The 9,607-nt window shown below is 67.0% G+C and carries 11 protein-coding genes and 1 other RNA gene; 6 read left to right on the top strand and 6 right to left on the bottom strand.

The genetic code is table 11. The features are described 5' to 3' along the window. Nucleotides 1–608: 608 nt before the first annotated feature. The 3 genes from ssrA to smpB form a co-directional block, all read right to left on the bottom strand. Nucleotides 609–962, bottom strand: a transfer-messenger RNA (tmRNA) gene (gene ssrA / locus KVS69_RS14960). Between the two features lie 111 nt (nucleotides 963–1,073). Then, a complete protein-coding gene (locus KVS69_RS14955) occupies nucleotides 1,074–1,430 on the bottom strand; it encodes a hypothetical protein (protein ID WP_217538739.1) in 357 nt (118 codons plus the stop codon). 69 nt (nucleotides 1,431–1,499) lie between these two features. Further along, nucleotides 1,500–2,003, bottom strand: a complete 504-nt coding sequence (gene smpB / locus KVS69_RS14950; RefSeq protein ID WP_068851133.1) for an SsrA-binding protein SmpB — start codon at nucleotides 2,001–2,003, stop codon at nucleotides 1,500–1,502. A gap of 56 nt (nucleotides 2,004–2,059) precedes the next feature. On the opposite strand from smpB, the gene KVS69_RS14945 reads away from it, so the two are divergent. Continuing rightward, on the top strand, nucleotides 2,060–2,488 hold the full coding sequence (locus tag KVS69_RS14945; protein WP_068851136.1) for a type II toxin-antitoxin system RatA family toxin: 429 nt from the start codon (nucleotides 2,060–2,062) through the stop codon (nucleotides 2,486–2,488). A gap of 3 nt (nucleotides 2,489–2,491) precedes the next feature. After that, complete coding sequence (locus tag KVS69_RS14940; RefSeq protein ID WP_217538738.1) at nucleotides 2,492–2,749, top strand: RnfH family protein; 258 nt, start codon at nucleotides 2,492–2,494, stop codon at nucleotides 2,747–2,749. Between the two features lie 50 nt (nucleotides 2,750–2,799). Here the strand turns inward: KVS69_RS14940 and bamE are convergent, their stop codons facing one another. After that, nucleotides 2,800–3,195, bottom strand: a complete 396-nt coding sequence (gene bamE, locus KVS69_RS14935) for an outer membrane protein assembly factor BamE (RefSeq protein WP_068851142.1) — start codon at nucleotides 3,193–3,195, stop codon at nucleotides 2,800–2,802. 104 nt (nucleotides 3,196–3,299) lie between these two features. Here bamE and fur point away from each other — a divergent pair, with 104 nt between their 5' ends. Then, the gene (fur, locus tag KVS69_RS14930) at nucleotides 3,300–3,716 is read left to right on the top strand and encodes a ferric iron uptake transcriptional regulator (protein WP_068851145.1); all 417 of its coding nucleotides are present in this window, start codon (nucleotides 3,300–3,302) and stop codon (nucleotides 3,714–3,716) included. A gap of 51 nt (nucleotides 3,717–3,767) precedes the next feature. Here fur and KVS69_RS14925 read toward each other — a convergent pair whose 3' ends face one another. After that, entirely contained in the window at nucleotides 3,768–5,000 is a 1,233-nt protein-coding gene (locus KVS69_RS14925; RefSeq protein ID WP_217538737.1) for an SGNH/GDSL hydrolase family protein, read from the bottom strand. Nucleotides 5,001–5,096: 96 nt separating this feature from the next. Here KVS69_RS14925 and KVS69_RS14920 point away from each other — a divergent pair, with 96 nt between their 5' ends. Further along, nucleotides 5,097–6,014 carry a LysR family transcriptional regulator gene (locus KVS69_RS14920; RefSeq protein ID WP_217538735.1) on the top strand — a complete coding sequence of 306 codons (918 nt, stop codon included), beginning with the start codon at nucleotides 5,097–5,099 and terminating at the stop codon, nucleotides 6,012–6,014. Nucleotides 6,015–6,059: 45 nt separating this feature from the next. Here the strand turns inward: KVS69_RS14920 and recN are convergent, their stop codons facing one another. Continuing rightward, nucleotides 6,060–7,724, bottom strand: coding sequence for a DNA repair protein RecN (recN, locus tag KVS69_RS14915; protein WP_217538733.1), 1,665 nt, complete (start codon nucleotides 7,722–7,724; stop codon nucleotides 6,060–6,062). Between the two features lie 92 nt (nucleotides 7,725–7,816). Here recN and hrcA point away from each other — a divergent pair, with 92 nt between their 5' ends. Continuing rightward, complete coding sequence (gene hrcA / locus KVS69_RS14910; protein ID WP_217538731.1) at nucleotides 7,817–8,884, top strand: heat-inducible transcriptional repressor HrcA; 1,068 nt, start codon at nucleotides 7,817–7,819, stop codon at nucleotides 8,882–8,884. 82 nt (nucleotides 8,885–8,966) lie between these two features. Beyond that, complete coding sequence (grpE, locus tag KVS69_RS14905; RefSeq protein WP_068851157.1) at nucleotides 8,967–9,482, top strand: nucleotide exchange factor GrpE; 516 nt, start codon at nucleotides 8,967–8,969, stop codon at nucleotides 9,480–9,482. The last annotated feature ends 125 nt before the right edge of the window (nucleotides 9,483–9,607 follow it).

The raw sequence follows: 9,607 nt of genomic DNA, 5'->3' as shown, positions 1-9,607 counted from the left end.
CCTGACGCAACACGACCCTTAGTTGACCCGAAGTTCCTTCATGTTCTTGTGACGAGAGCCGTTGATCAACTTCGCGTAAGGAGTCGGCAAATTCGGTCCGGCTTGCTCGAGCCGTCCAATTGCTCCAAGCACTCGCCCACGCTCGTCATCCGAAAGACGATCTAGGAACGACACCACTTGGTCGGACTGTTCAATCTGCCAGGCCACGAAGTATAACCTCAAGGTTATTAAAGGTACAAGATGTCCAGTCCTTGGTTGTCAAGCCGCCACCCTCAGTCCTTGTTCAGCTTCTTGACGAGCATGTTAGCTACCGTCCTGCTCCGCCGCAATCATCCTTACCTTCAGCGTGACTCGGTCACAGATTACGAGAGCCGTGTCTGTCCTTTATTTAACGCCTGCCCACCAATCGTTGCCATGGCACAACCTATGATTGCCGGGGTTACCGGGGACACTGAATAGCTCTGGGAAGGAGATCACCCAAGATAGGGGCCGTGGAACGCTGATGTGCGCAGGCAAGTTGGCTAGAAAGATGTCGAGAACTAAAAAAGCCTGAGAACCCTTGTTGTTCAAGGATTCCCAGGCTTATTAGGGGCTTGCAAGCCCGGCATTGGTGGAGGTGGGCGGAATTGAACCGCCGTCCGAAGGCACTCCATCCCCAGTTCTACATGCTTAGCTCACCGTTGGATCTCGTCCTGTGGCAGCACGGCGTGCGAAGCGCACCCCAGGACCAGCCTGTTTTGGTTAAGCGGTGACTGACAGGCAGCCGTCACAGCCGGTTCCGTGATAATGACCCTACACCGACGAGCACGGGCACAAGTGGGTTCGGGGCTTACGCCTTAAGCGGCGAGAGCGTAGTTGTCGTCGTTGGCAACTAGAGTTTTGCGGCTGGATTTACGAGGAAAGCTGCCCCCTCGGCATGCACCAAGTGACTTCACAACCCCCGTCGAAACCAATGCACCCCCGGTTTCTTCAAGAACTGCAAGGCGTCTGGCGACCCAGACGTTACTTGATGGAAACGATCCTACTCCGATTCAGCTGAACAGTCACCTGAAAACGTCACGGCCTTGTCGGATCTACCGGCCTTCGCGCTGACGCTTGCTGTCGGCCTGGTGCTTGGCCCGGACCTTGCGGTCGTGGTTCTGCGCGTTGCGCTGGGTCATGGCCTGCTTGCGGGCTTCGGGTTCGGCCCGGGCCATCAGGGCCTCGATCCGGGCGACCAGGCGGCGGTGCTCGAGCGAGTCGTAGCTCTGAGCCTCCGAGGCGACGCGCTTGGCGTTGCGCAGGGTGTAGGTCAGCACCTTGAGCAGGGCGGCCGGGTCCATGGCGCGGGCCAGTTCGCCGAAGATGGTCTCGTAGGCGACGACGTCGGCCTGCAGCGTGGCGATGGGGTCCGCGCTCGGGGCGGTCTCCTGGGGAATTTCCTGGGTCACGCGGTGCTCCGGACAGTTGGGGCGGGTAGGGCAGCCGGGCCGGGCCCGGCTCTACGGATGGGGTGAATCTCAGGCGTCGCGGTTGTGGCGGCGCATGGTGCGCTGCTTTTCGCGGGCCCAGTCGCGGTCCTTTTCGGCGTCGCGCTTGTCGTGGGTCTGCTTGCCCTTGGCCAGCGCCACTTCCAGCTTGATCTTGTTCTTGCTCCAGTACATCGCCGTGGGGACGATGGTGTAGCCGTCACGTTCGACCTTGCCGACCAGCTTGTCGATCTCGCTGCGGTGGAGCAGCAGCTTGCGCTCGCGGCGGTCGTTGGCCACCACGTGGGTGGAGGCCTGGATCAACGGGGTGATCTGGGCGCCGATCAGGAAGATCTCGCCGCTTTTGACGTAGGCGTAGGCGTCGATGATGTTGCCGCGCCCGGCGCGGATCGATTTCACTTCCCAGCCCTGCAGGGCCAGGCCGGCCTCGAAACGGTCCTCGAGGGTGTATTCGTGGCGGGCACGCTTGTTGAGCGCGATGGTTTTGTTGGCCGTCGCGTTCTTTGCTTTATCCTTGCCGCTGTTCTTGCTCATTTACCTATTGTCTCCGATTCGGGCCCCCGCGGTCGATTCGCCAGCCAAGCCTTCGCATGCCAACCATCAAACGTAGTGCCCTGGTCGAACATTCGGCTGCCCGCATGTTCGACCTGGTCAATGATATCGAGGCCTACCCGCACCGTTTCCGGTGGTGCTCGGCGTCGCAGATCCTGGAATCCGGGCCGGACCGGCTGGTGGCGCGGCTGGACCTGGGGTTGGGGTCGTTTTCCACCTGGTTCATGACCGAAAACACCCTGCAGCGCCCGCACCACATCGACATGCAGCTGCGCGATGGCCCGTTCAAGCGCCTGCACGGCCGCTGGGAATTCCATGCGCTGGCCGAAGATGCCTGCAAGGTCACCCTCACGCTCGAGTTCGAACCCAACTCACGCCTGTTGGGGCCGGCGCTGGCACTGGGCTTCCAGGGCCTGGCCGACCGCATGGTCAATGACTTCGTCCGCGTCGCCGACGAGCAGGACTGAGCCGTGATCCGGGTGGAAGTGGTGTTGGCCTGGCCCGACCGGGCCGAGTCGCGCCCGTTGGAACTGGCTGAAGGCGCCACCGTAGCCGACGCCATTGCCGCCGCCGCCATCGAGGGCAGCGCGGCCTGCCCGGCCGTGGCCGTGCATGGGCTGCTGGCCAAGGCCAGCCAGGTGCTCAACGACGGGGACCGCGTGGAATTGCTGCGGCCCCTGCTGGCCGATCCGAAGGACAACCGGCGCAAGCGGGCCCGCGCGCGCTGATGCCGCGTCGCCACCCGCCCGGTCAGTGAAGTGCCGGGCGGTGCGCCGGATCAGCGGCTGCGCTGCTTCTTCTTGTCCTTGGCCAGGTTGCGGCCGAACTGGCGCACCTGGTCCCGGGCCAGCTGGGCATCGTTGTTGGGGAAGTAGTCGCCTTCCCAACGGGTCACCTGGTCGCCTTCGAAGAACACCACGAAGTTCTTCACTTCGGTGCGGCCGAGGCGGTCGAGCCGCTGGCTGGCGGTGTAGTCCCAGCGCTGGGCGTGGAAGGGGTCGTCAATGGAGGGGGTGCCGAGCAGCGCGTTGACCTGCTGCTTGCTCTGGCCCACCTGCAGCTGACCGACGGCCTGCTCCCGGATCAGGTTGCCCTGATAGATGGGTTGCTTATAGATGATGCCGCAGCCCGTGGTGGACAGGGCAACGGCGGCGACCAGCAGGAGATTGCGCATCGGGGAATGGCGTTTTGGGAAATCCAGTCGATGATACACTCCGAACGTGTCGCCGCGACCCAATCCGAGGCAGCTGGCGCTAAATCGCCAATGAACGGAGACTTATGGAAACCCACGACCTGCGCAAAGTTGGCCTGAAGGTGACCCATCCGCGTATGCGGATCCTTGCCCTGCTTGAGCAGCGCGACGCCCAGAAGCACCAGCACCACATGACGGCCGAAGACATTTACCGCCAGCTCCTGGAGCACGGTGACGAGATCGGCCTGGCGACGGTTTACCGCGTGCTGACCCAGTTCGAGGCTGCTGGCCTGGTGCTGAAGCACAATTTCGAAGGCGGCCAGGCCGTTTACGAACTGGACCGGGGCGGCCACCACGACCATATGGTGGACGTGGACTCGGGCAAGATCATCGAGTTCGAAAGCCACGAGATCGAAGAACTTCAGCGCAAGATCGCCGCCGACCACGGCTACGAGCTGGAAGAGCACTCGCTGGTGCTCTACGTGCGCAAGAAAAGGAAGTAACGGCTTCGCCGTTGCCTTCCGATCTGAAAACCCGGGCCGCCCCCGGGTTTTTTATTGCCCGAACACCGCCAGGTCCACCGCGTCGGCCATCGCCCGGTTGCCGGCATCGCCCGGGTGCAGGTGGTCGCCGGAGTCGAACGCAGGTGCCATCCGGGCCGGGTCGGCCGGATCGCGCAGGGCGGCGTCCAGGTCGATCACGGCATAGAACGGGGCCTCCTCGCGCAGCCAGGTATTGAGCTGCTGGCGCAGGGCGTCCTTGTCCGCGGCGTAATAGTCGTCCAGCGGGGTGCCCGGCAGCGCCCCGGCAAACGGGGTCAGGGTGGCGCCGATGATCCGCACGCCGTGGGCATGCGCGCGCTCGACCAACTGGCGGTAGCCAGCCTGGAGTTCAGCCAGCGACGGTCGCGGCTGCTCGCGGGCGAAGGCGGTGCCCGGCCAGCTGATGTCATTGATGCCGACCAGCACCACCACGCTGGCCACGCCAGGTACGCCCAGCACGTCGCGCTGGAACCGGGCCAGCGCCGAGTCGCCCATCCCGTCACGCAGCAGCCGCCCGCCGGAAATGCCAGCGTTGACCACTGCCATCCCCTGCGGCGCCAGCCGGGCAGCCAGGTGGTCGGTCCAGCGCTGGTCGCGGTCGAGACTGGCGGTGGCGCCGTCGGTGATCGAATCGCCGATCACCACCACGGCGCGCGCCGCCGCTGGCGCTTCCACCTCGATCCCGGTCAGGAACAGCCGCGCGGTGGTGGGGGCGCTGCCGCGCAGCGCAACGCTGCCGGTCTGGTCGCCCGGGGCGATCGCACTGGTCTGGCGCCCATCCCAGTGGAAGGTCTGCAGGGGCGTGGGACCGGCAACGTACACGTCGACCTGCACGGCCTGCTGGGCGGCAATGGGCAGGGCAAGCGGGTCGCTCAGACGGTCCTGGCCGGGCGGGATGTCGGTGCCCGGGTGTCCATCAAAGGACAGCGCGACCGGCGCTGCCCCGGCACTGCCGGCCACGCTGGCTGCGTCGATCCGCAGGGGCGTGGTGCCGTAGGCATTGCTCAAGCGCACGCGCAGCCGTGGCCCGCCCAGGCTGATCCGCGCGGTCTGGCGGAAGGTCTGGTTGTCCAGCACCTGCGGGATACCGGTCGGAAACAGGAAGTCGGCGCCCCAGACCGGCTGCGGGCTGGCCTGCCAGCTCGCAACCCAGTGCGGCGGCGCGGGGGCGCCAGACGCGGCGGCGGACGTCGCGGCTGAAATGGTGAGCAGCGTGCCGGTGGCAAAGCGGATCAAGCGGTTCATGCGGGCCATCCCGTGGAAGAGGAGGCTATGGTGCGCGGCGGACCATCTGTGAAATAGACTACCCATGGACAATCATCTGTGAACTGAATTCATCCCATGCCCACGCCCGACATCAATCGCTCCGGCCAGCTGGAGATCTTCGTGCGGGTGATCGAAGCCGGCAGTTTCTCGGCGGCGGCCCGCGCGCTGGACATGAGTCCTTCCGCGGTCAGCAAGCTGGTAGCGCGGCTGGAACAACGGCTGGGCACGCGCCTGCTGCAGCGCTCCACCCGCCAGCTGCAGCTGACCCCCGAAGGCTGCGCGTTCTATGAGCGTGGCCTGCGCGTGCTGGCCGACCTGGACGAGGCCGAACGCTGCGCCAGCGCGCATGCCGAACCGCGCGGGCGGCTGCGGGTGAACAGCAACGTGCCGTTCGCCCACCATTTCCTGCTGCCGCTGCTGCCGGCCTTCCTGGAGCGGCACCCGCAGGTGGGGGTGGACCTCATGCTGACCGATGAGGTGATCGACCTGCTGGAGCAGCGTACCGATGTGGCGGTACGGGCCGGCCCGTTGAAGAGCTCCAGCCTGGTTGCGCGGCGGCTGGGCAGTACCCGGATGATGATCGTGGCGGCGCCGGCATACGCAGCCAGGCATGGGCTGCCCGGCGATGCGGCGGCGCTGTTGGCGCACAACCGGCTGGATATCGGTCATGCACGTGCGCAGACCGGCTGGCCGCTGCGCGAACAGGGGCAAATGCAGACAGTGCCGACCGGCGGCAACGCACGTGCCAGCGATGGCGAGGCGTTGCGGCGGCTGGTGCTGGGCGGCGCGGGCATTGCGCGGCTGGCCGCGTTCCAGGTGCAGGCCGATGTCGCCGCAGGGAGGCTGCTGCCGGTACTGGAACAGGCCAACCCGGGCGACCTGGAGGATGTGCACGCGGTGTTCGTCGGGCAGGGGGGTTACCTGCCCCTGCGGGTGCGGGCGTTCCTGGATTTCCTGGTGGAACAGGTGGACCTGGCCAAGCCGTTGGCGTAACCCGGTCAGGCCATCGGCAGGTACCCACCGTTGGTGGGTACGCCGTCAGGTCTCCTGCAGGAGTTTGCGCGCGGCCGCGCGGGCTTCCTTGCTGACTTCCACGCCGCCAAGCATGCGCGCCAGCTCTTCCTCGCGGGCCTTGGCATCCAGCTTCTCCACCGCGCTCTGGGTCATGCCTTCCACCGGTGCCTTGCTGACCCGGTAATGGGCGTGGCCCTTGGAGGCGACCTGCGGCAGGTGGGTAACGCACAACACCTGCCGTTTCTCGCCGAGCGCGCGCAGCTTCTGGCCGACAATATCGGCCACCGCGCCGCCGATGCCGGAATCGACTTCGTCGAACACCATGGTCGGCACCGCATCCAGGCCCAGTGCGGCCACTTCAATGGCCAGCGAGATGCGTGAGAGTTCGCCGCCCGAGGCCACCTTGCGCAGGGCGCGCGGCGGCTGGCCGGCGTTGGCAGCCACCAGGAATTCAACGCGCTCGGCCCCGTTCGGGTCCGGCTTGGCGGCCGCGTGCGGTTCGATCTCGATCAGGAACTGGCCCCCGCCCATGCCCAGCTCGCCGATCAGCGTGGTGGTGGTCTCCGACAGCGCCTTGGCCGCGGTGGCGCGGCTGGCACTGAGCGTGGCCGCCACGGCCTGCCATTGCGCGGCCGCGCGGTCGATCTCGCCGGCCAGCGCCTGCAGGCGGGTATCGGCACCGCGCAGCTGCTCGACTTCGGCTTCCATCGCATCGCGGTGTTCGGCCAGGCCTTCCATCGGCACGCGGTGCTTGCGCGCCAGGTCGTGCAGGCGGCCGAGGCGGCGTTCGATGTCCTCGAACTGCTCCGGGTCGGCGTCGAGGTCGTCGTGGACCCGGTCGAGCAGGGCCAGCGCTTCGTGCAGCTGGATGACCGCGCTGTCCAGCAGCGCGTCCACCTCGCCAAGGCGGGTGTCGTGTTCGGCCACGCGGGCCAGGTCATGCCGGGTCTGCTGCAGCAGCTGCAGCACCGACACCTCATCGTCGCCATTGAGCCGGGCGGCGGCCACGTCGCAGGCGCTGACCAGCGCCCCGGCGTGGGCCTGGCGGCGGTGGCTGCTGCCCAGGGCGGCGATCGAGGCTGGCTCCAGGTCTTCGCGCTGCAGTTCGCCCAGCTGGTGTTCCAGGAAGCCGATGCGGTCGCTGACATCGCCCTGTCGCGACAGCGACTCGGCTTCGTCGACCAGGGCCTGCCAACGGCCAGCCGCCTGGCGCACCTGGACGCGCTCGGCCTCGTTGCGGGCGTAGGCGTCCAGCAGCGCCAGCTGCGAGGGCCGTGCCAGCAGCGCCTGCTGTTCGTGCTGGCCGTGGATTTCCACCAGCATGCCGGCCAGCTCGGTGAGCTGGGACAGGGTCACCGGGCGGCCGTTGATCCAGGCGCGCGAGCCGCCGTCGGCACGGATGATCCGGCGCAACTGGCACTGCTCCTCGTCATCCAGTTCGTTGTCGCGCAGCCATTGCCGGGCCGGGGCGTGTTCGCCCGGCGCGAACTCGGCCGACAGCTCCGCGCGCGCCGCGCCGTGGCGGACCACGCCGCTGTCGGCGCGCAGCCCGGACAGGAAGCCCAGCGCGTCGACCATCAGCGACTTGCCTGCGCCCGTCTCGCCGGAAACCACGGTCATGCCTGCGCCGAATTCCAGTTCGGTGGCGCGGACAACGGCAAAATCCTTGATCGATAGATGTCTGAGCATGGTATTGGGTTCTTGAGCCGCGCAACGCTAGCATGGGTGGGGCAGGCAGTGTTCCTGCCATTATCCAACGTCGCGTCTCACAGGTTGATTCCATGCACCCTTCCGCGCCCCATCTTGCGCCGCGCGCCCGCCATCTGCTGCGGACGCTGATCGCGCGCCACATCCAGGACGGCGAGCCGGTCGGCTCGCAGACGCTGGCGCGGCTGGCCGGGTTGGACGTCAGCCCGGCCACCATCCGCAACATCCTGGGTGACCTGGAAGACCTGGGCCTGCTCAGCTCGGCGCACGTCTCGGCCGGGCGGGTGCCCACCGCGCACGGCTACCGGGTGTTCGTCGACAGCCTGGTCAAGATGCAGCCGCCCGGCGAAAGCGAGCTGAGCCGCCTGCGCAGCGAGCTGTCCACCGGGGCGGGCACCCAGGCGCTGCTCGGCAGTGCCTCGGAGCTCCTTTCGGCGATGAGCCATTTCGTCGGCGTGGTCGGCGCGCCGCGGCGCGAACAGTTCGCGTTCCGCCACATTGATTTCGTGGCGTTGGATGCGCGCCGGGTGCTGGCCATCCTGGTGTTCGCCGACAACGAGGTGCAGAACAGGGTGATCGAGCCCAGACGCAGCTGGGAGCCGGCCGAGCTGGAGAAGGTGGCCAACTACCTCAATGCCCATTGCGCCGGCCGCCCGCTGGCCGAGATCCGCGCCACCCTGCTGGTGGAGCTGCGCCAGGCGCGCACGGAAATGGAGCAGCTGCTGGCCCACAGCGTGGAGCTGGCCGAGCAGGCGATGGCGCCGCCGGCCGACGACATGGTGCTGGCCGGGCAGACCCGGCTGATGGGGGTCCAGGACCTGTCCGACCTGGACCGCCTGCGCGAGCTGTTCGACCTGTTCGCCAGCAAACGCGAGATCCTGCAGCTGCTTGAGCGCACCATCCAGGCCCCGGGCGTGCGCATCTTCATCGGCGAGGAAACCGGGGTGATGCCGCTGGAGAACGTCTCGCTGGTGACCGCCCCGTACTCGGCCGGCGGCCAGGTGCTTGGCGTGCTCGGGGTGATCGGGCCCAAGCGGATGGCCTACGACCGCATGATTCCGCTGGTGGAGGCCACCGCCCAGGTGCTCGGTGCGGCCCTGGATGCCCCGGCCGGCGGCGGATTGTCCCGGGATCGCACCTAAACACGCCCCCAGCTCTTGAATCGGGTCCGGCCGCCCACATTGGGGTGGGTGGAGGCGGAGAGTCACCGCCAAGGATCCGGAAATGAACCAAGATCAGCCTGATATCGCATCCCAGACCCCGGCCGGCGACGCCGCCACGGGCGATACCCTGCAGCAGCAGCTCGACGCCCTGCACAACGAAGTGGCGCTGCTCCGGTCCGAGTCGCTGCGTGAGCGCGCCGACCTGGACAACCAGCGCAAGCGCGTGGCCCGCGACGTCGAACAGGCGCGCCGCTTTGCCAACGAAAAGCTGCTGGGCGAGCTGCTGCCGGTGTTCGACAGCCTGGACGCCGGGCTCAATGCCGCCGGCGCCGAACCCAGCCCGCTGCGCGAAGGCCTGGAGCTGACCTACAAGCAGCTGCTCAAGGTCGCCGCCGATAACGGCCTGACCCTGCTGGACCCCACCGGCCAGACCTTCAACCCCGAACACCACCAGGCCATCAGCCAGGTCGACGCCCCCGGCGCGGCGCCGGGCAGCGTGGTCCAGGTGTTCCAGAAGGGCTACCTGCTCAACGATCGCCTGCTGCGGCCGGCCCTGGTCGTGGTCGCCCGGGACTGACCTGAACGCGTTTGGCCGCCATCGGACACAGCGTTCGATGGATGGGTTGAAAGTGTCAGCAGCGTCCCACACATCCCATTCATAACCCGGCAGCTGCCGGATGTTCCCCAAATTTTCAGGAGTCT

Source organism: Stenotrophomonas sp. GbtcB23 (assembly GCF_019091045.1).
Classification (GTDB): Bacteria; Pseudomonadota; Gammaproteobacteria; order Xanthomonadales; family Xanthomonadaceae; genus Stenotrophomonas; species Stenotrophomonas rhizophila_A.
Note: the sequence above shows the minus strand (reverse complement) of the source record. Positions and strands in the feature narration are given on the sequence as shown.

Excerpts from the sequence above, each read along its gene's own strand:
- bamE (WP_068851142.1), bottom strand. The coding sequence starts at position 3,195 with ATGCGCAATCTCCTGCTGGTCGCCGCCGTTGCCCTGTCCACCACGGGC.
- KVS69_RS14920 (WP_217538735.1), top strand. The coding sequence starts at position 5,097 with ATGCCCACGCCCGACATCAATCGCTCCGGCCAGCTGGAGATCTTCGTG.
- smpB (WP_068851133.1), bottom strand. The coding sequence starts at position 2,003 with ATGAGCAAGAACAGCGGCAAGGATAAAGCAAAGAACGCGACGGCCAAC.
- KVS69_RS14945 (WP_068851136.1), top strand. The coding sequence starts at position 2,060 with ATGCCAACCATCAAACGTAGTGCCCTGGTCGAACATTCGGCTGCCCGC.
- fur (WP_068851145.1), top strand. The coding sequence starts at position 3,300 with ATGGAAACCCACGACCTGCGCAAAGTTGGCCTGAAGGTGACCCATCCG.
- recN (WP_217538733.1), bottom strand. The coding sequence starts at position 7,724 with ATGCTCAGACATCTATCGATCAAGGATTTTGCCGTTGTCCGCGCCACC.
- grpE (WP_068851157.1), top strand. The coding sequence starts at position 8,967 with ATGAACCAAGATCAGCCTGATATCGCATCCCAGACCCCGGCCGGCGAC.
- KVS69_RS14925 (WP_217538737.1), bottom strand. The coding sequence starts at position 5,000 with ATGAACCGCTTGATCCGCTTTGCCACCGGCACGCTGCTCACCATTTCA.
- hrcA (WP_217538731.1), top strand. The coding sequence starts at position 7,817 with ATGCACCCTTCCGCGCCCCATCTTGCGCCGCGCGCCCGCCATCTGCTG.